The organism is Mesorhizobium sp. B1-1-7, assembly GCF_006442705.1.
GTDB lineage: Bacteria > Pseudomonadota > Alphaproteobacteria > Rhizobiales > Rhizobiaceae > Mesorhizobium > Mesorhizobium opportunistum.
The window spans coordinates 1-20,485 of sequence record NZ_VFWQ01000011.1 but is presented as its reverse complement, the minus strand read 5'-3'; the positions used below and the strand labels follow the sequence as shown (position 1 = coordinate 20,485).

General features: G+C 56.7%; 16 protein-coding genes and 2 pseudogenes. 14 read left to right on the top strand and 4 right to left on the bottom strand.

Going from position 1 to position 20,485, the window contains the following annotated elements:
• The first annotated feature begins 6 nt into the window (after nt 1–6).
• From FJ978_RS19570 to FJ978_RS19560, 3 genes are all read left to right on the top strand, one after another.
• Complete coding sequence (locus FJ978_RS19570) at nt 7–1,137, top strand: glycosyltransferase (RefSeq protein ID WP_140573368.1); 1,131 nt, start codon at nt 7–9, stop codon at nt 1,135–1,137.
• Between the two features lie 87 nt (nt 1,138–1,224).
• Nucleotides 1,225–2,760: an undecaprenyl-phosphate glucose phosphotransferase gene (locus tag FJ978_RS19565; RefSeq protein ID WP_140573367.1), complete on the top strand. Its 1,536-nt coding sequence runs from the start codon at nt 1,225–1,227 to the stop codon at nt 2,758–2,760.
• Complete coding sequence (locus FJ978_RS19560; RefSeq protein ID WP_140573366.1) at nt 2,757–4,025, top strand: O-antigen ligase family protein; 1,269 nt, start codon at nt 2,757–2,759, stop codon at nt 4,023–4,025. Before FJ978_RS19565 ends, FJ978_RS19560 begins: the two co-directional genes overlap by 4 nt.
• A 106-nt stretch (nt 4,026–4,131) precedes the next feature.
• On the opposite strand, the gene FJ978_RS19555 is transcribed toward FJ978_RS19560, so the two are convergent.
• Together FJ978_RS19555 and FJ978_RS19545 are read right to left on the bottom strand one after the other, a co-directional pair.
• Nucleotides 4,132–5,244, bottom strand: coding sequence for a site-specific integrase (locus FJ978_RS19555; RefSeq protein ID WP_140573365.1), 1,113 nt, complete (start codon nt 5,242–5,244; stop codon nt 4,132–4,134).
• Between the two features lie 426 nt (nt 5,245–5,670).
• Nucleotides 5,671–5,888: pseudogene (locus tag FJ978_RS19545) on the bottom strand (chloride channel protein); the annotation flags it as partial.
• Between the two features lie 222 nt (nt 5,889–6,110).
• Here FJ978_RS19545 and FJ978_RS19540 point away from each other — a divergent pair.
• From FJ978_RS19540 to FJ978_RS19525, 4 genes are all read left to right on the top strand, one after another.
• Complete coding sequence (locus FJ978_RS19540) at nt 6,111–6,353, top strand: hypothetical protein (RefSeq protein WP_140573363.1); 243 nt, start codon at nt 6,111–6,113, stop codon at nt 6,351–6,353.
• Nucleotides 6,350–6,589, top strand: a complete 240-nt coding sequence (locus FJ978_RS19535) for a hypothetical protein (protein ID WP_140573362.1) — start codon at nt 6,350–6,352, stop codon at nt 6,587–6,589. Before FJ978_RS19540 ends, FJ978_RS19535 begins: the two co-directional genes overlap by 4 nt.
• Before the next feature lie 2,665 nt (nt 6,590–9,254).
• Complete coding sequence (locus FJ978_RS19530) at nt 9,255–9,539, top strand: hypothetical protein (RefSeq protein ID WP_140573361.1); 285 nt, start codon at nt 9,255–9,257, stop codon at nt 9,537–9,539.
• Between the two features lie 6 nt (nt 9,540–9,545).
• The gene (locus tag FJ978_RS19525) at nt 9,546–10,064 is read left to right on the top strand and encodes a hypothetical protein (RefSeq protein WP_140573360.1); all 519 of its coding nucleotides are present in this window, start codon (nt 9,546–9,548) and stop codon (nt 10,062–10,064) included.
• Nucleotides 10,065–10,081: 17 nt separating this feature from the next.
• Here FJ978_RS19525 and FJ978_RS33260 read toward each other — a convergent pair.
• Nucleotides 10,082–10,355, bottom strand: a pseudogene (locus tag FJ978_RS33260) (transposase); the annotation flags it as partial.
• An 80-nt stretch (nt 10,356–10,435) separates the two neighbouring features.
• On the opposite strand from FJ978_RS33260, the gene FJ978_RS19515 reads away from it, so the two are divergent.
• From FJ978_RS19515 to FJ978_RS19495, 5 genes are all read left to right on the top strand, one after another.
• Nucleotides 10,436–11,403, top strand: a protein-coding gene (locus FJ978_RS19515) for an IS630 family transposase (protein WP_140573359.1) whose coding sequence is annotated in 2 segments (ribosomal slippage) — nt 10,436–10,789 and nt 10,792–11,403 — 966 coding nt in all. Because the reading frame shifts where the segments join, the coding sequence is not laid out codon by codon here.
• Nucleotides 11,404–12,276: 873 nt separating this feature from the next.
• A complete protein-coding gene (locus tag FJ978_RS19510; RefSeq protein WP_140573358.1) occupies nt 12,277–12,459 on the top strand; it encodes a hypothetical protein in 183 nt (60 codons plus the stop codon).
• Between the two features lie 56 nt (nt 12,460–12,515).
• The gene (locus tag FJ978_RS19505) at nt 12,516–13,232 is read left to right on the top strand and encodes an iron-containing redox enzyme family protein (protein ID WP_140573357.1); all 717 of its coding nucleotides are present in this window, start codon (nt 12,516–12,518) and stop codon (nt 13,230–13,232) included.
• Nucleotides 13,225–14,301 carry a radical SAM protein gene (locus FJ978_RS19500; protein WP_140573356.1) on the top strand — a complete coding sequence of 359 codons (1,077 nt, stop codon included), beginning with the start codon at nt 13,225–13,227 and terminating at the stop codon, nt 14,299–14,301. Before FJ978_RS19505 ends, FJ978_RS19500 begins: the two co-directional genes overlap by 8 nt.
• Nucleotides 14,302–14,378: 77 nt before the next feature.
• Entirely contained in the window at nt 14,379–15,797 is a 1,419-nt protein-coding gene (locus FJ978_RS19495; protein WP_181180423.1) for a S8 family serine peptidase, read from the top strand.
• A gap of 1,039 nt (nt 15,798–16,836) precedes the next feature.
• Here the strand turns inward: FJ978_RS19495 and FJ978_RS19490 are convergent.
• Nucleotides 16,837–17,331 carry a hypothetical protein gene (locus FJ978_RS19490; RefSeq protein WP_140573354.1) on the bottom strand — a complete coding sequence of 165 codons (495 nt, stop codon included), beginning with the start codon at nt 17,329–17,331 and terminating at the stop codon, nt 16,837–16,839.
• Between the two features lie 535 nt (nt 17,332–17,866).
• Between FJ978_RS19490 and FJ978_RS19485 the strand changes: the two genes are divergently transcribed.
• Both FJ978_RS19485 and FJ978_RS19475 read left to right on the top strand, forming a co-directional pair.
• Nucleotides 17,867–18,910, top strand: coding sequence for a hypothetical protein (locus FJ978_RS19485; RefSeq protein ID WP_140573353.1), 1,044 nt, complete (start codon nt 17,867–17,869; stop codon nt 18,908–18,910).
• Between the two features lie 897 nt (nt 18,911–19,807).
• The coding region (locus FJ978_RS19475) for an SIR2 family protein (RefSeq protein ID WP_246678167.1) at nt 19,808–20,485 on the top strand (678 nt) is incomplete at its 3' end.

Here is a 20,485-nt window from a genome sequence, read left to right as displayed (position 1 = left end):
CACCACGTGGCGGACAAGCTCAGGATCGTCCACTGCTTTCGTTCACCCGTTGGAGGAATTTTCCGGCATGTGCGCGACCTGACCGAAGCCCAGGTCGCCGCCGGTCATGCGGTCGGCATCGTCTGCGATTCGACGACGGGCGGCGAATTCGAGGAGCGCCTGTTCGAGCAGATGAAGGACGTGCTGGCGCTCGGCATCCATCGCACGCCAATGCAGCGCCATGTCGGCCTGGGCGACCTCGCCTCGGCCCGGCGCACCTACAGGATCATCAAGGAATTGCAGCCGAACGTTCTGCACGGGCATGGCGCCAAAGGTGGTGCCTATGCCCGTCTGTTCGGCTCATTGTTGCGGGTATCAAGGTCTCGCGTAGCCCGCCTTTATTCGCCGCATGGCGGCTCTCTCCACTATGACGAGAGCACCGTCACCGGAAAGCTGTTCTTCGCGCTCGAGCGCATCATGGCGCGCTTCACCGATTGCCTGTTGTTCGTCTCCGACTACGAGCGGCTGACCTATCGCAGGAAGGTCGGCGAGCCGCCGATCCCGAACACGCTGGCCTACAATGGACTTCGCGCCACCGAATTCGAGCCGGTTGTCCCCAGCGCCGACGCGGCGGACCTGCTCTATATCGGCATGATGCGGGACCTCAAGGGACCCGACATCTTCATCGATGCCCTCGCCCTCGCCGGACCCCGGCTCGGCCGCGCGCTGAGCGCGGTGATGGTGGGCGACGGCGACGACCTGCCGCGCTACCACGCACAGGTGAAGCGTCTCGGACTTGAAGGCCATGTCCGCTTCCTGCCGCCGATGCCGGCCCGGGAGGCGTTTGGGCTGGCGGCGCTCGTCGTGGTTCCCTCGCGGGCCGAAGCCATGCCCTACATCGTGCTGGAAACGCTTGCCGCGGCAAGACCGATGATCGCGACCTCCGTCGGCGGCATACCGGAGATTTTCGGTTCAAACTCCCCTGCCCTGATCCGACCCGACCCGACCGAACTCGCCGACAAGATGAGCCAGGCGCTGACCGATCTCGCCGCCTACAGCAAGCTGATGCCCGACGATGCCAGCCTCAGGGCGCGCTTCGGCGCCGACGTCATGGCCGCCGAAATCGAGAAGGCCTACTTCGCCGCGCTCGACAAGTAGGCCCAGCCCTTCCAAAGCCATGCGTTGTTTCAAGGGTTTCTTAGCTCTCTTTTGCTAATCACCCTGGGGAAGCTTGCGGACTGTTCCATGAATGAGATCGACCCCGCGCGCCGCTTTTCACCAGAAGCAGTGCGTAAACTCGACATTCCGGCCGAGGGCAATGCGCCCGGCGGCATGAACGACGTTGCCCGGCAGGTCGCCTCGCAGTACCGACGGGACACGATGTCGCCGATCATGGTCAGCGGTGTCCTGCGCATGGTCGAATTCGGGGTGCTGCTGGTTTCGGGGCTCTGCGTCTATTTCCACTATGTCGGGTTCTTCAATTATCTCGCCTGGCAATATCCGCTGACGATCGCCGCCGCGTCATTCCTGGCCGTGGTGCTGCTCGACGTCACCGACTGCTACCAGGTCGTGTCCCTGATGCGGCCTATCGCCAATTTCGGCCGCATCCTGCTGGTCTGGGCCGGTGCCTTCGCGCTGATGGCCTTGACGGCCTTCGCCATGAAGATGTCGCAGGACTATTCACGCCTGCTGTTCGGCACGTGGTTCGTCGTAGGCTTCGTCTGCCTCTTCAGTCTCAGGCTGGTGATGTCGAGGCTGATCCGGCGCTGGGCACGCGATGGCCGCATGGAGCGGCGCGCCGTCATCGTCGGCGGCGGCAAGGCGGCGGAAGTCCTGATCCGATCGGTCGAGAAGCAGCCCTACAACGACATCCGCATCTGCGGCATCTTCGATGACCGCAACGACAAGCGCTCACCGCCGCTCGTCGCCGGCTATCCCAAGCTCGGCACCATTTCCGAGCTGATCGAATTCGCCCGCATCGCCCGCATCGACATGCTGATCGTGTCGCTGCCGCTGACCGCCGAATCGCGCGTGCTGCAGCTTTTGAAGAAACTGTGGGTGCTGCCGGTCGATATCCGCCTGTCCGCGCATTCCAACGCGCTGCAGTTTCGCCCGCGCGCCTACTCCTACATCGGCTCGGTGCCGATGCTCGACATCTTCGACAAGCCGATCAACGACTGGGATTCGGTCGCCAAGCGCGCCTTCGACATCATCTTCAGCCTGATCGGCATCGTCGTGTTCTCGCCGGTGATGCTGGCCACCGCCATCGCCATCAAGCTCGACAGCAAGGGGCCGGTGCTGTTTCGCCAGAAGCGGCATGGTTTCAACAACGAGATCATCGAGGTCTACAAGTTCCGCTCGATGTACACGGATCGCTCCGACCCGACCGCCAAGCAGACGGTGACCCGCAACGACCCGCGCGTCACCCGCGTCGGCCGCTTCATCCGCAAGACCTCGATCGACGAATTGCCGCAGTTCTTCAACTCGCTTTTGGGCTCGCTGTCGCTGGTTGGTCCGCGCCCGCATGCGATCGCCGCGCAGTCGCACAACCTTCTCTACAATGAAGTGGTCGACGGCTATTTCGCCCGCCACAAGGTCAAGCCCGGCGTCACCGGCTGGGCGCAGATCAATGGCTGGCGCGGCGAGATGGATACCAACGAGAAGATCCGCATGCGGACCGAATACGACCTTTATTACATCGAGAACTGGTCGCTGCTGTTCGATCTCAGAATCCTGTTCCTGACACCGATCCGCCTGCTCAACACGGAAAACGCCTATTGAGCGCCACCTCCCTTGAGCTGCCACAGGCCGCCGTCAACGCCAAGCTGATCGCGATGATCTCTTCGGGGGCGGTCGTGCTGGGCATCCTGCTGTCCGGTTTCGTCATCAGCGAACCGGCGCCCTACGAACTCTACATGGCCGGGCTGATCGCTATCTGGGCTCTTTTCGGCATGAGGATCTCCCGTGCGGCGCTGCCGCTGCTGGTACTGCTGGTGACGATGAACATCGGCGGCATGATTTCGATGACGCAGATGGCGGATCTCGCCAACACGCCGCTCTATCTCGCCGTGTCGCTGTTCCTCGCCTTCAGCGCGGTGTTCTTCGCCTCGGTGACAGCCACGCAGCCAGGCCTCTACCGGCTGATTTTCATTGCCTATGTGATCTCCGCCGTGATGACCTCGCTGCTCGGCATAGCCGGCTATTTCCATGCCTTCCCCGGCGCCGAGATGTTCACCAAATACGACCGCGCCGCCGGCGCCTTCCAGGACCCGAACGTATTCGGGCCGTTCCTGGTGCTGCCCGGCATCTATCTGCTCTACCTGATCCTGACCGGTTCGGTTTCACGCATGCCGCTGCTGGCGGTGCCGCTGCTGATCATCACCGCCGGCATCTTCTTCTCGTTCTCGCGCGGCGCCTGGGGCATGTTCGCGGTTTCGGCGGTGCTGCTCACCGGCTGCCTGTTCCTGCAGAGCGCCAGCGGCATGTTCCGGCTGCGCGTGGTGATCATGACCGTCGCCGCACTGTTGCTGCTGACGATCGCCATCATCGTCATCCTGCAGCTGCCCGGGGTGTCGGAAATGTTCTCCAACCGTGCACATCTCGAACAGAGCTACGACACCGCCCGTCTCGGCCGCTTCGCCCGCTACACGATCGGTTTCCAGATGGCGATGGAGCATCCGTTCGGCATCGGGCCGCTGGTCTTCGGCACGATCTTCGGCGAGGACACGCACGACATCTGGCTGAAGATGCTGATGGACTATGGCTGGCTCGGCTTCGTGTCGTTCCTGACGCTCGTCCTGTGGACGATAGCAGCGGGGTTCCGCATCCTGCTGCGCGACCGGCCGTGGCAGCCCTATCTCTTGTGCGCCTATGTCGCCTTCATCGGCAATGTCGGGCTTGGCACCTTCATCGACATCGACCACTGGCGCCACATGTACCTGCTGCTAGGCCTGATCTGGGGCGCCATTGCGCTCGAATACCGCCATCAGCGGCTGTTGCGGCCGGTATTGCGCCGCTCATCGACACCTGCGATCGCGGCAACATAATAAACGCCGAATTTCGGTTGACCCGAGCGGGGTTATCACGATACATCGCGACCGGTCCGGAGTGTAGCGCAGCCCGGTAGCGCACTTGACTGGGGGTCAAGGTGGCTCAGGCCGATTTCTTCTTATCTTTCAGTCCGCTAGAGACTTTCTTTCCTCGTCCGGTGTGACTTCCGGTGTGGTTTGCTGCCTCCATGGCAATGCGCATATCTTCGATCATCGCATGCGCGTATTTCGCCGTGGTGGTGATGTCTTCGTGGCCCAGCATCCTCTGCACGATCTTCATGTTGCCGGTGCGCAGGGTTCTCGTCGCCGCTGTATGGCGCGTGTCGTGGAACCGGAAGTTCTCCACGCCTGATTTATCTCTGTAGCGTCGCCAGGCTGTTTTGAAGCCTTCCATCGTGATTGGGTAGCGGGTTCCCTTGACGAGCTTGAGACGTTTGTTTGTTCTCCGGGCAACGTAGGTGAAGACCGACGTCGGATTGTGGTCCTTCAGGGCCCACAAGAGGGCATGCACCGCGTCTGTCATCGGCAGGACCCTAGTCTTATCGCCCTTGCCAGTGACGGTGATCACCCTGCCAAAGAAGTCAACACGGGACCACGTGAGGTCGACGATCTCCATGCGACGGCAACCGGTTAGGAGGGCAAACCGAACAGCAGGTGCGTAGTCGTCGCGCATCGCATTCAGCAGGCGCTTCTCTTCGTCTTGGCTGGCTTCACGAACGCGTTCCTTCGGCTCTTTGAGTATATGCCTGCTCCAGTCAATATCACCGACCGGGACCTTCCAGGTCTTCTTCGCTCGGGTCATGATGCCGCGCAGAGGAACTGTAGCGGTGCGATTGACAGTGGCGTTACTGACGCCGTTGCTGCGCCTCTGCGATACCATTGCAGCCACCAAGGAGTCCGAGATCCGGTCCAGCGTGACATGCTTGCCAAAATGATCGAGGAGCCACCCGAGAAAGCGGTAGTAGTTATCGGCATTAGCCAGGTGCTGCCCCACCTCCAGCCAATAGCGGGAAGCAGCTATCTCGAGTGACATTGGTCCTTCGGCAGTGAAGCTTGCAGCCGTCTTCAGCTTGCTCCGCGCTTCCTGTCGCTTCTGATCTAGGATGCGTTCCGCTTGGCGCTTGTTGCTCGTGCCCGTGGGACCGGAAAATCGACGACCGAGAAATTGGAAATCATAGGTGTATTCTGGTTTGCCGTGCTTTCGGTATACCGGCATGCCTTTTGGCTCCGTTTTGCAATGAACTCGGCAAGGTCGTCTTGTCTATAGCGACGGGTGGGCCTCTTGCCTTCAAGACCAATGTTCACCCAGCGCACAGCGCCTTCGTTCGTCAGCTCGAGCAAGTGCTTCGGAGTGACGGCGAGGAATTCAGCAGCTTGAGTGGGGGTGAGCAACCTCAACATCTTTGAGGTTATAGCAATAAGTCGATGGGCTATTTTCACGAATTGTTACGGCCACTTAAGCCCGCCGATGTCCGGCGGCCACGAGAAACACCTCGTTGATTTGCAGCATTCTTGTTCAAGCTCTGGTTCTATGCCGCAGTGTTGCCAGAGAGGATTGAACTCTCCGCGATATCAATTATTTCAATGACTTACTGATCATTTTGTAACATTACGACGACCACAAAAATGACCGCAGTCTCAATCAATTCGGAACGGCCTCTACCCTGCGCTGCCTGATGGCTTCTGCGATAAACACCCGCGACAGGGCGTCACAGAGCGGCTCGTGTGAGATCATGCGTGCGATGCCGTAGCCAACATCGACGCAAGCATCAGTGCAATGACATTATCGTAGTTGCCGGTTATTTCCAGGATGATGACCAAGGCTGTCATCGGGGCTTGGACCAAGCCGGCGAAATAGCCGGGCCATGACAAGCAGTGCCGCCGCCCTCGTGCTGGCGCCGAAGACATGGCAAAATCTGTGCGGGCGTTTCCGATACCGGCGGCAGAGCGGAATATGACGAGGCGTTCGCCGACGAACCCAGCGAAGCCAAGGTAAACATTGAGCTTTTGGACAACTGGCTTGCTCAACGCGACTTGAGACCATAGCTAACCATTGGCTTTGAGCATGCGCGGGAGACCATCATGACACCGACGGCGGTTAGAAAAACGATCAAGACCCTGATCGAGCGACACTGCCCGGCGGTAATGGTCTCGGAGTCGGGCGAGGTTCTCAATGTCTACGGGACGCCTGGCGACGATGAGACCGCCGTAATGATCACCTTCGCCCAGACAGGGCCGGCTATCCGCAAACTGCGCGCATATGCCGAGAAGAAGCAGCCGATCCGCAAACCGATCATCAGCAATTCAAGGAAAACTCCTAAATGACAAGTCGTAATGAAACCTACAAATTGATCGCGAACGCGATGCTGGACAAGATGCCAAAAAGCGACGAGCTTCAGGTGGCGCAGGACCGAGAGAAACTCTACATTCGCCTCACCAACCAGGTGTTCACCATCGAGGTTGATGAGCTGGTCCAGTTCAACAACCTTGGCGACGAGGAAGCCATCAAGGCGACCAAGAACTTCATGGACAAACTGCCCTTCCCCTATACCAAGAAATAGGCGCTGGTGCGGATCCTGGTGATAGCCGTGGTCCTGATGTTCATGGCGGTGGGGTTTTGGCCGACGACTGAGCTGCTGCCAGCCGCTCCACCGTCTCGATGATGGCTTTTGCCAAGGCCTCGCCCTCATGCACGGGCTCGGGGCTATAGAACCGTCACCCATTCTTCGCTCGGCAGCACGCCGGCAGGGCAGACCGCATCGATCGCCATCCTGAGCAGTTTGAGGCTGCGCGTTCGCCTGAACTATTCATGGGCGCTAGCTAAGGCACGTTTGCCACTTGGGAACCATTTCAACGTGAGTCAAGACCAAATGCTTCGAAGAGATCGACTTCGAGGTCGCGGGCGAGACTTAAAGGGCGCCTGGCTGCAAGGATACGATGGTAAGCCCTCGAAAAAACCACTCCCGCCTAAGCTGACGCCAGCCTACAGGACCGCACCGAATGAACGCCGAGCACAACGCAGAACGCAAGCATCTATCCAAAGCGCAGCGAAAGGCCCTCAAGTCGCTGAGCAGCGACGACTGGAAGCGCCTGGTGGCTCAATCCCTGCGCGGATCTATATCGTCTCCGCTCGGACCGCCGACGGCGTGCGAGCCTATGGCATCGAAAACCCGCCAACAACGGCGTCTCTCACAAGCGGCCGAGGAAGAAATGACCCTATACCGAGTGTCTACCTTTCATCGAGCTTGAAGCTGATGACGCCAAGCAGGCGGCGATGCGCGCTCATGCCTGAGGCTATGCTACGTTGCAATGGCCGAGAAAGACAGCCCTCACCTCTATCGCACCATCCTCGATGCGATCGTCCATCTCGAGGCTGGCACGCCTGAACAGCTTTCCCGGAATCGAGTTCTAGGCCACCACCTTGTCATACGACGGTGGGGAGACTTAGGTGGCAGACGATCCGACAGAACCGCGGCAAGAGAAGCCCGAGCGGACAACAACAGCAAGGGAAGGAAACTTACGGGCAAGGGTAACACTGGGAACGCAACCGAACTCCGAAGAGGCTCCGAGCAGTAAGAAGCACGGCTACGGAAGACGAGATTCAGGAACTCGCGACCGAGGAAGCAGCTATCGAGGCGGAAGCGGCCAGGCTCAAGAAGAAGCGGGAACGCGAGCTGGCGAAATTCTCCGCCAACGCTTTTGATCGCATGTCCACATCCGCAGTGACGTTGGGTTTGATCGGCCCTGGAGTTGGCTTCCTCTACCACACCTCTTTGCTGGCAGCTCTGCAGGACGGGGGGTTGGTCGTAGCCACCCTAAGTTGCCTGGGAGCTGCTGCTGTCCTACATTGGGTGGGTCGAGAGATCCTCTCTCAGGTGTTCCAACGATGAGCACGCCTTTCTATCTTCGTAGGCGCTCTGTGCGTGCTATGCGTTTGGGCATTGGCGAGCCGTTACCTGTTTTCTCTCCGCATCGCCAAGCACGCCAAAGCTGAGGAGGCTCTTGACGCCCGAATGGCTGCGTTTAAGGAGCGGTCAGTGCTCGAAACGAACGCATCCTGGCGGCTGAGAAGCCTACGGAGAACGTCCCGGACGCACCGGATAAATCCGAAACAGCCAACCTGCTCGAGAGACTTTATGTTTCTCATGCAATGCGGTCTATTTCAGACCCGCTTATTGGGATGTCGGGGACCAACGCTGCGCGCTTCGCTGGCGGTGGTGATCACCGCAGAATGGCCGTGCTCGACAATGTATGGGTCTGGCTGGAAACCAACGAATCCGACAGTCCTTTCATCGATAGAATAGTGGGAATGACGACGTTGCCGGCGACCGGCTACGCTGCCCTGCGGGCAAAAAAAGACCTCCTGAAGATCACCCCGGCGCCATCAAAGCCGTCCCCTCGCAGGTCAGGTAGGAATAACAGCCATATAGGCTATCCAGCCATGGCTGTTTCATGCGAACCTTTGTTAACCTAAGCGCTCGACTGATGGGCAGTAATGTCGTCGACCAGGTCGGCGTCACCTTTGATCATTAAATCCACAGGCTTCTTCCGAAGCTTCAGCTTGGCCAACGTATACTTGTTGGACCACCTCAGGTCTTTGAGCTTTAGGAAGGACGATATGCTGCGCTTCCTTTTCTGGTTCGTGAGCCCTTGTGGCGAGTTACGAACTCTCGGTTATACTAATGCAATCAACCTCCTACGTGAAGTTTTGTAACATTGTGACGGACAACAAAATGGCTAGACAATCGCTCTAATTTACGGATTTTCGGCGGCGACGTCGCGCATCAACCTACTTAGCCTTGTTCCCTTCGAAGCGCTCGATTCTGTTGTTCATCCCCAAAGCGTTTGCGATCAAGCCTCCAATTGCCATGACGCCACCAGCCACCACCCCCAGATGGCCACGGCAGTGCCAGCTATCGCCAAGCCCATAGCTGGGATGAAAAATACCAGCTGGGATTTGAGTAGTCCTCCTGTGGTCCACGGCCGTGTGGTGGTGCTGCGAGCATATTTTTTCAGAAAGCCAACCGAAAGCCGTTGAATGGCAGTTGTTTCGTGCGGATGGCTCAGCGAGGCGCAAGATGCGATACGGGTATCCGTTGCGACAGCAGACACTGGCGGGTATTGTAGAGCGACTGGTTGTCATTTCTGCTAGTGTGCGTTGATTATGAGCGTTATTGTCCTTCTGTCGTGAGATTTGGGGGGCCGGCACCGCCGGATGACTGCCACATGGACTTGTTGTTCAGTTTGCCTCCGATTGCCGGTGAGAGTTTTGCTTTTTCAATCGCGGGGGAAGAAAAGGGCATTCGCATCGAAGCCTTTATCAACGGCAAGTTGATTTATGCCAGCGAATGTCCTGATCCGCCGTGCCACGAGCAGATGCGTATGCCGGATTGGAGCGGGGACACCACGCTTGTGGTCGTCCTAAAAGGCCCGTTCAGCGATGCGGTAGAACGAAGCATTCGAGTTCTGAACACGGACTCCGGTAGCCGCGACGCTTTCGGCGCAGCCTAGCCACATATGAGCGATTTGTTCACCGAGTTAAGCAAGCTTAGTCCGACGACATTGTCGGCGATCGTTGCACTTTCGGGTGCATTTGGTGTCATCGCATCTGCGATCATCGCCGCGATCGTTGGACGACTAGTGGTCACTCCGTTCTTGGGAGCCCGCGACAAGCAGGACCGCGAAGTTGAGTGGCGAAAGCACGCTATTGAACTGACCAAGCTAGACTTGGAGCGGAGACTCAAAGCGCGTGCTGCAGGCAAGATTGCGCCACTGAGACCAAGCATCCTCGATTTTCTCGCGAATTACCGCGATTTGCAGGATCTCGGCAAACTATCACCCACTGACCTCTACAAGAAGATTGAGGCTGACCGTATCACACATATCCTCCCAGTCATGGAACCCGACGCGTCGACCGCTCTGCCAATCCTCGCTGGAGCGGCCGTGAAGTCACTGACGGTCCCAGCCTCGGCGATATCAAAAAGAACGAATTCGCGAGCTTCTTCCAAACGAAGACGGAGAAGTGCACCGCAGTAGCAGCCTTAGACAGGCGCCTAGGTGGCTGACCAAAGACCCTTGTCCTCTCTGGCGCGAGTCCGGGGCTTTGTTTCTGGCCTATGTGCGGTCTGTTTTTCTAGCGATATTTTTATGGCGAATTCGCAGGGCGTGATGTTGCCCAGCGATGGGTGGTCTGCTCCGGTTGCAGTCCTACTGCCAGAGCCTGATCGCCGCACGCTCTTCCGCAAGGATGGAAAATAGCGTTTCGTTCAAGCGTTTGTCGCGAAACCGGCCGTTGAAGCTCTCCGCGAAGCCGTTTTGCATGGGCTCAAATTTCGCCTAGAGCGGTTCAGATTTTGACTGAATCTGTGGGATTCCGGTCGGAGTGATTTTGTGATTCAAGATGCTGGCTGGATCCGAGGCTATCATCTCATGACGGCTCCCATTTCGATCTTCGTGAGCGTGTTGTTGGAGCGATCGAGGCCGGCGAGAGCTGCCGCTCGGTAGCCGCTCGTTTTGGCATTGCGGTCTCGTCGGCGGTGAAGTGGTCGCCGCGCTATCGGGCGAATGGGTCTGTGGCGCCGGGTAAAGTGGGCGGCCACCGCAAGCGTGTTCTGGAGCCGCACCGGGCATTCATCGTGGAGCGGATCAACCAGACGCCGCATCTGTCGCTACACGGCCTGAAGGACGAACTTGCCGCACGCGGTGTGAAGGTCTCGCACGACACGGTATGGCACTTCCTGCGGCGCGAGGGGTTGCGGTTCAAAAAAAAACGCTGTTCGCCCTTGAACAGGCTCGCGCCGACATCGCGCGGCGACGCCAACGCTGGCGCTCCTGGCAGGCGGGTCTCGATCCGGAACGGCTGGTGTTTATCGACAAAACCTGGATCAAGACCAACATGGCTCCGCTGCGGGGCTGGGGACCGCGCGGCAAACGCCTGCGCGGCTTTGCCCCACACGGCCACTGGCGCACGCTGACCTTCCTCGGCGCCCTGCGGCTCGACCGTCTTGCTGCCCCTTGCGTCTTCGATGGACCAATCAACGGCCAGAGCTTCCGCGCCTATGCCGAACAGCAGCTCGTGCCAGTGCTCCAGCCCGGCGACATCGTCGTCATGGACAATCTCGGCTCCCACAAGTCCGTTGCTATCCGGCAGATGATCCGCTCCGCAGGCGCCAGGCTCTGGTATCTGCCGCCATACTCGCCCGATCTCAATCCGATCGAGCAAGCCTTCGCCAAGATCAAACACTGGATGCGAGCGGCCCAGAAGCGAACCATCGATGACACATGGCGACATCTCGGCCACCTCGTATCAACCATCGAACCCAACGAATGCAGAAACTACTTCGTAAACGCAGGCTATGCTTCCGTTAAAACCTGAAGCGCTCTAGCAGGCTGTTGAAAGGGCTCGTGACATTCCCGAGTTCACGGTTCGCTCCGACCATGAGGACCATTCAGTGTTCTTGAAGAATCCCGGCTGCTGGAGGAGGGAGAACCCGCACACGGCGGATGCAGCTCCGAGCGGACTTCCACGGTCGAAATCGGCCGATGCAGACGCATAACTCGACCGCCGATCCCGAAGCCAGGTCCTACCGCAAGGGGCGGGGCAAGGAGCCAAGCTAGACCAAGACGGTCGCCGGGCATCGGAAGAACGAAGGTGCGTGGCCGCAACCCCGTCGGACGAGCCTTCACCTTCAGCAGCGCCGCCTCCAATCTCGTGCGGTTGGGGAAGTTACTGGCGCCTCGACCATAAGTGCGCCGACGAACTGCCAGCTGATCGGCCGCCGGCGGATTGTCGAAGGCGATCTTTGAGATCGCGGTCATCTCGACCAGGCAGACAACCACGCTGAGGCCGCCGTTTGGCGCCCTACAAGCCGGGTCTCGATCTCAGCTATAGGCCCTACGTGGTGTTCTTCGCAGGGCCGGCTCCGACAAGATGGGCCAGGTCACTGGTGACCGTTCTGTTGAAAGCTCATGACGACTCGGGCCAGATCAGATCCACACACAACAGCGATAAAGTGGTCCTCAAAGCCAAGCTGGACACTCCTTCAACAGCCTGCAGTCTAGACACGCTGATCGGCTAAAGCCTCGCCCGGTGAAGCATTTTTCTTTCCACGCCATAAAAGTTGTGCCACCAAGCGCCGAACGTCCCGTCGCGATCGAAATGCGAAACCGTCGAAATTTGCTAATTTAGCTATCTTCAAAGTGTTAAGAATGATATCTTTTCGAGCGTAGACTTTTGGAGGAACCAACAATGACTAGACAGGAAGTCATAGACGCCCTCAAAAAAGAGGGGATTGATGTATCTAAGGTGCCAGCGGACAGGCTCGATGCCCTCGGGAAGGCAACACCTGAAGAACTCAAAGCGGTTGCTAGCCTCATCAAGAAAACTGGCGCAGGAAAGGCAGTTCCACTCGACGGCGGTTTTTTCTTCTAGCCCTGTGGCGGGGTGGCGATAACCACTCGCCACCCTTCCCTTTAGATTGTATCCACATGAACGATCTCCCGCCGAGTGTCGAATTCCGCAGGCGAATTGATTTGGCCTTCCCTGCCATGAAGGACGCTTATGGCCGGCTGCTATCACGACCGGACTATGCTGAAGTTTTTCCTGAATACGGCCGAGCTCTATACTTTACGATTTGTGCGAGCGTTCCCCTAATGGAGAGTGCGCTCCGGAAGGTCCACGAGGCCGATGCCTCCGACAAACTCACTCACTACTTGGCCCCTTATTTAGAACGCCATATACGCGAAGAACGTCATCACGATGAATGGCTTCTTGAGGATCTAGCGAAGATTGGATATGACCGCGACGCGATTTACGCGTCAGGCCCGCCTTTTCGTGTTGCGCAGATGGTCGGAGCTCAATACTATTGGATTCATCACTATCATCCCCTCGCTCTTTTTGGGTATATTGGGGCGATTGAAGGATACCCTCCAACCGAAGAGGGCATACAACTTTTAAATACGAGGCACAATATTCCGACTGAAGCGCTTAGAACTGCATTGCTGCATGCTAAGCTTGACCCGATCCATAAGGACGACCTTGACGTCTTTCTGAATAACCTCTCCATTCCTCCCCATCTTATGAATCTGATGTGCATTAGCGGAATTTCAACGATCTCCCAGATGTGCGGCATTTATGAGGATTTGGCGGAGAGCAATACCCGAACTTTAATGGACAGGGCGCCAAGGAGCGTCTCAGGTGCGTAGTTCTGCATCATCTGGCGAAGAGCGATTAGCTCCAGTGCAGGAGTATTACCAGGTTCTGCATGGCGTGCTGGGGATTTATCTAACGAACCGATGTAACATGCGGTGCGCGCACTGCTGTGTTAATAGCGGACCGCAGGAGCGTTCTCGGGTCGACCTTGCTACATTGCTTCCTCAATTCGCTGACCTCGCGAACGCGGGGGCCATAATGGCAATCCATGTGAGTGGAGGCGAACCCTTCTTATTTCCCGACGATATCCGCGCTATCGCGGCGATTGGCAACCTGGCGAGGATTCCGGTGGCCGTGAATACGAATGGCTTTTGGGGTAGACAAGTTAGCAAGGCGGAACTCCTGCTTCGCAGTATGCCCGGAGTAACGCAGCTTATTTTTAGCGCAGATACATTCCACGAGAAGTTCCTGGATACCCGCCACCTAAGGACCGGAATAGCGGTGGCGTTGTCGCTGGGCATACGAATTAAGGTGACGGTTTGCACTGAAGCTGGCCTTCGAACTGAATACGTTAAGGAGCTAGAAAACAGTTTTGGCACCGATTTGCTTAGTCAGATGGAGTTCGTCGTCGTTCCGGTTGAACCGGGAGGCAGAGCGAGTGCGCTAAAGGAGGCATACTGGCGGCCGGATTTGAGAGAACTACCGCCTGGGAGGTGTGACGTGATAAACAGGCCCGTCGTGATGGAGAATGGCGACGTGCTTGCGTGCGCGAACACAGTCACTGCCAGTAGGACGGACGGGAACTATCTGAAGATTGGTAACATTCGTGAAAAGAAGTTGTCCGCGATACTGGATGATGGAAAATCATCGAACTTCGTTCGCGCGATGCGCGTGCTTGGGCCTAAGTTTCTAGCAGACCAATTACCTTCACAAGACAGATCTAAATTACGGGCTTTTTATCCGAAAGATGACATTTGCCAGTTGTGTGAGGATCTGGTAGCCCCATCCATGAGGGCTGGGCTTGAGCGAGTGCTTCACTCAGAACAGCTATCTCGTGCTATATTCGTCGCAGAGGCGATTGCTCCGGTCGAGACGTTTGGTTTTGCGGGAGACGCGAGGTAATAGGCATGCCAACCTTTGTTATGACGAACCGGCGTGCCGGGCGTCCTCCATCTCAGCAAGCAGCGGCTAGTGCTGTCATGCTGAGCGACTTTGACGTGAGCTTGCTCGGCAAGTCAAACGTGGTTGGCCAGACTGCAAACCATCCATCTGAGTCCGGACGTAGGGTTGTTATATTCGAGGCACCTCCAGAGGACGTTGCGGCTGCCGCTCGTTCCTTTGGTTCTGATGTTTTGATCGAGCCCCTTATTCCGCATAAGTTGCTTGTCGATCGCGTCGGAGGAGTGCAAGATCCCCATGCGGACAACAGGTTGGCGGCTGCGCAATCCATAGTAGTGGTTGTGTCGGGTTCTGGCGCAGTAATACAGGGGGCCGAGCTAACTCTTGTGCTCCGGTTTGGAGATGCTGAACGGCGATTGGCTGCCGTAACCGACATCACTGGGAGAGGCTCCTTCAGTTTCGAGCCGTTTTGGTCGGCTGCAGCGCTGATAGTGGCGCCGGTTGAAGGATTTTGGCCCATGGTCGTAACTAATCCGACCGGGGTGCAATTCAAAATAGATTGCCCTTCACTCCCGACAGCAACAAGCTATGTTGGATGGTGGCATCGTCTGATTGGACTCACAGAATACGGCCCTCAGGCAGGAAACGGTATCGTCATCGGCGTTGTGGACAGCGGTATTGGCGCTCACCCATATTTGGGTCACGTCACGGATGCTGGCCAGTTCATGAACGGCCAATATTTCAGCGCTGGAGTTGATGTTCAAAGTCATGGAACGCACGTTTGCGGAATCATAACGGCCCGTCCGAAGGTCTCTACCGAATTCGGCGGCATCTCTCCCGGTGCGCACGTCGTCTCGGTTCGTGTGGTTCCGGATGAGGGCGACGTAAATCAAGGCGATATCGCCTCGGCTATCGATTTTCTGGTTGAGACGCACGGTGTAGATATAATTAACCTAAGTTTGGGAGCGACTGAGGCATCTACCATCGTGCATGATGCGGTTTTGAACGCGATTGATCACGGCGTGTTGTGCGTGTGCGCGGCCGGAAACGATGGTCGTGCAGTGAACTGGCCCGCAGCATTTTCGGAGGTAGTGGCAGTATCTGCAGCTGGAAAGAGAGATTGGGCGCCGGTGGGATCCCTAGCTGCCGCGGCAGAGAGCGACATCAATGGCAATGGGGAAAATAGCGATTTGTTTGTTCCGCAGTTTAGCAGCCGAGGTGTGGAGATAGACTCTATCGCGGGCGGGGTTGGCATTATCTCCACCGCGTTAAATCGAGACCCCAGTATGGCCGGCTACTGCGCGAAGGACGGTAGTTCCATGGCAAGCCCGGCGGTGGCAGCGGCTCTTGCAGTGCTTCTTAGCAGGTCAGTGCGCCTTGGCTCGCTTGGTAGAAATAGCGAACGCGCCGCCTACGCTCGAGAACTGCTTTCGGCGGCTTTTGTCTCCATCGGGGTCGCGTCCACCCTGGGTGGAATGGGGGTCCCACGAGTCAGTTGATATGTGGAAGCCGATTAAATGGTGAGAGAGGTCTTAAACGATCCAGATCGCGATCAGAGGCATTTCGTAGTCTCGCTGAGGCGTGGCGCAGTTCTCCCTGAGCAGGGGAGCCTTTCGGAGCAGGTGGGAATGGTGAACGGCGTTGACGTGATCGGAAGCTCAGATCCAAAGCGTGTGCAGGTGCAAGCTACGGACGATGCCATTTCCGAAGTGCGAAGGAGATTTGGAGATATTGCGGAAATTGAAGAAGCGATTTCGCATAAGCTATTGTAGTGCTCCAAAGAGTTCTTAGCGGTGGCTTGCATCGGGGCTTCCCGACCTGGCCGAAACGCCAAGACGCAGGATCGGGCAGCCAAGGCGACGCCATGGTGATCATTGGCACTCGCGTATCCCTGTGGTCTGGTTACGGGGGGCTTGATACAAGTGCGTAGGAAGCGAAAGCTTTCAAATCGCCCGCTTCGTCCGCTGTATAGGCGAAGCAGAATCCGGTGACATCTGCGAGCAGAATACTCAGAATTTCTACAAGGGCTCAGAAACGAACCTCCTGTGGGCGCCCGCAGCCAAGGAGCAGAGACAGATGCGACTTCGAAAGGCTGATTCCGGCGACATCCATGTGCGGACGGCGTCGAATTGTTCCCAAGGTCATGGACACCGCTTTGTGTTTACGGACTGCCGCTCGCCGCAGGTGGTGTAGCAACGTTGGCGATCTTGTCCGTCTTCTTTCGGCGTCGGCTGGGAGTTCCAGTTGGGCCGAGCGAAACAACCTAGCCTCTCAACTACTCGGAGGTCGGTCCGCTGCCTCGTCAGGTTCCGCCACGACATATCTCGATCTCCGTGACGGCACCGGCGGATTGCGTAGCGCCGCGAGCGTAACGAACACAAGCCGCTTCGGAATCGCTGCAAGCTGGCGTGCGTGCCGCACCTTGGCGAAAGATTGTCCCTCTCGCCTCGCGCAGGGATGGGCCTCTTTCAACGCCACGTCTAAGGGGGGGGCGACTGGACGCAGTCGTCAGACTTCCGACGATGGTTCCGTTGGAGGCTATACGGGAATTACGACGAGGCCATCAGCCGCCTTCATTGGATATCGGTTCCAAGAAAGCCCCCAGATGTGAACTTTGTTAACTGGCACTCCCAGCGCCCTCGACACATGGCTGGCGGCATCCGGGACTGTTCGTTGAGGGCTCACACCGAATATGATTTGGTCGTTTGGCTGGCCGTCATAACGTCCCATATAGTAGATGAAATAAGTAACGTCATTGGCGGGCGCGACTTCAGCGAGTGAAACTGAAAGAACCCACCCGGGCGCCTCGATCAACCTGGCGCTTTTTTTTAATTCATCCGTCGCAATGAAATTGCGTTGCCCCTCCGTTACATCTGCCCCTATGTCACACAGCCCCCTTGGCTCGCATCCCAAATAGATGCACTCGCCGCCGCACTCGGCTTCGGCATAGCTCTTCGCATAATTTACGTTGGTCGCTTCGACCCTCACCGGACCGTTGCAGATCCCGTTGCATGAAAAAAAGTAAGAAGACATTCAACCCACCTCGTCCACAAGATTAGCGTGGCGATGTTAACTTTTCACGAAAATAATTCATACTAGCATAGTGCTTCACATTAACGTGACCTAGTCGCATCGCTGAGGCGGGAATTTTTCAATGCTCACGAAAACCGATCGATACTTAAAACGGGTAAGTCAAAGGTAACGCTTGCCGCCCTTCCGAAAGCGAAACAGAACCGCGCGGCGTCTGCCTTGATTTCCAAAGTCTAGTCCCGTCACATTTATATCAGCACTGGATCAAAGAAGGCCCCACATTGAAGCCGATCCTTTCAGATCATTGACATCCCAAAGGCCGATCCAGAACGCCCCGCCTGGCTCCCGGTCGGCGCGGCTTTTCCATTCGCCCAACTACTCCATGCGTTCAATTAGCGCTAAAACGAGCGGCAGATGTCAGCCGCTGCGCCGTCGCGTGATTTTGCTACTTGTGCGGATCAAGAAATCGGTAGAATATTAGCACCAACTTATGCTTTGGACATCGTGAGCGCAGATCTGCAACTGAATGAGGCAGAAGATGTTACCGACGCTTAAATCCCTTGGATCGCTCGTATGCTGTGCTGTGGGCGTCCTCTTCGTTACTGGACCAAGTTTTGCTGAAAGCATCTGTGATATGGTTATTGCTCAGCGAGCGTTTGACGTGCACTCGCATGGCGTGAAGTCAGGTCTGACTTCAAATGCTGCAGACGCTGTTTGCTCAGTTCGATGGAGTTCGAACGATGACGCAAAAACCCAAGCTGCGAAATGGACTTCCGACGCTGATGCGTTTGAAGGAATGTTTAAAGGCACTGGCAATGGAAATTGGGACACGACAAGCCATAGTGCAAGCGAGAACTATGATCAAATCTGTTTAAGAACAGATAGATCTCTTCTCATAACCTACTTTTCAAGAAATTTTGACCTGATTGCAGAACACGCTGTTAACGCGTGGCGCGATTGCGTGCTTGCCCAATCTTCACAATTCGGTTTGTTTTCTACAGTCCAAATTACACCAGATCGGTCTAACGTTACAATTAGTGTTATTTACAAACCAACTGGAACTGACCGCCTCACAATTCAAGGATATGACCCAGACGCTGGATATTCTTGTTCGATTGACGGCAGGGACGCGCGCAACATTCGCGTAGATAACAATGCTGCACAAATTAGTTGCCGACCAACCAATGAAAACGATCTGAACATTTCTCTGAACACCAATACGGCTTCATTCATCGGCCCATTTCTTGTTAAATCCGGAAAATATCTTGAACTTGAACAGGCTCTGGCGGATGCGAGACAGCAACTGGCGGACGCTCAAACTGACATTAGCATATTGAAGTCCGATCTTACAGCAATGCCAGCGCGAATTGCCAGATCGACAGACGCGGATCAGACTTGGACCTCGATATTCGGCCCAGACCCGAGGTTTGTAGCGGGCCACACATGCCCTGACGGCCAGTTTGTTTCAGGTATTTCCTTTGATATTGCGGCGCCAGCGACGGTTGTTAGTTCGCCATTCCCGGAAGGGAAAATTCGTCTTTTCCATCGTTTTCGTGTAGATTGCCGCAAATTGGGGCAATAAGGTGATCGGAAGCGCTTCGCGAGCTGCTGCGGCCCAAAGGCAGGTGACCGAGGCGATCCTGATGGCGCTGAAGATGGTGGGGACGCCGCCAAAGGACCGTGGTGTGCGGGAGCGCACCGATCATGGGTTGCCCTCCGCTAATTACGGAATCGGGACCCTTGATCTGGCCGTGAGTATCGTCTGAGAAGGGTCATAGTTGCGCCTTGCCGTTGCGCACCGCAAAGGCAGCAGAGGGGTCGAAAGCAGAAATTCTTTAGGGTGAAGGTCCGCCGTGCTGCGCTCGTTTTGAATGGCTTCGCACGGCGAACTTCGCCATAAACCGTAGGCGTCAAAAAGACGTTGCACGTCCACATAACCGAGTTCACAGGAACGAAGTATCCCAAGGCGAGCATCGATTTTCGGTGAACGGACGGCTCCTCCTTTATGGCCATCGCCGGCTTGTGGAAGGAAGGCGACGGCAGTAAGCCGCCTTCGTTCACCATGCTGACGACCGAGCAAGGGCCGGATGTGGTGGTGCCTTACCAAAACCGGCAGGTCGTTAAATGTATTCCGACCCGGAGCAGCCTCCGGCTGCTATGTGATTGGCGAATATTCCCGGTTCGAAGTCAAGTGGCTTATCGCCACTTGAGAATTGCGAATTGATATTGCAAGGTGCTGGAGTTGAGCTCGACTACCTTACGCAAAGTCTGTGACGCCCAAGTGTGCCGCACAGCTTAATGAAAATGGAACTGTATGCCCGCGGCTTGGGAAATCTCAATCTCAGATACGATTCACCTGCTTGACGGGCCCCTTCGTGAGTTCTCTGGGGGCGTTGCCGACGATCGTTACGCTGTCTGGCTCGGCGCTGGAGTATCCCTTGGCAAATTGCCTGGTCTGAAAGGAGTCGCGGAGGCCGTCTTGGAGCATGTCCGCTCCAAGGTTGATCCAGACAACGCGGACTGTGTTTTCCGCGCCAGCTTGGATAATATTCTCGCCTTGGTAACCTTGGACGTCTTGCAAAAAGCTGCGATCGATATTTCGAAGCCTGTTGCGACGTGGGGCCCTATTGAACAGATCAAGCAGCAGCTCGTCGATCGATATGCCGTGATGCTGGACCAGTTTCCGAGCACGGAGAAGGTGGACTACTTGGTATGGGATGGCGTCAAGTTGGTCGAGCGCTATGCCAACCCAGCGACGACGCCCGGCCCCGAACATCTCGGGCTTGCGGCTTTAATCATGGAAGGCGTCGCGTCGGATTGTGCGAGCGCAAATTGGGACGACCTAATCGAGAAAGCGATGCGCGTTGCCGACGGCCCAAACTCAGTAGTGCTGCAGGTCAGGGTCATCCCGACTGACGTCCAACAGAATGTGCGAAGGGCGCGGCTCTACAAATTCCACGGCTGCGCCGCGCTGGCAGGTCAAAATGAACCTGTCTACCGTTCACGGATCGTCGGTCGGCAGTCTCAAATCGACGGATGGGCTGGCAAGGCACAAAATCTCGTCATCGCTGGAAAGCTACTAGATCTGGCTATCTCAAAAAGCACATTGATGCTCGGCCTTTCAGCGCAGGATACCAACATCCAGACTGTGTTCGTC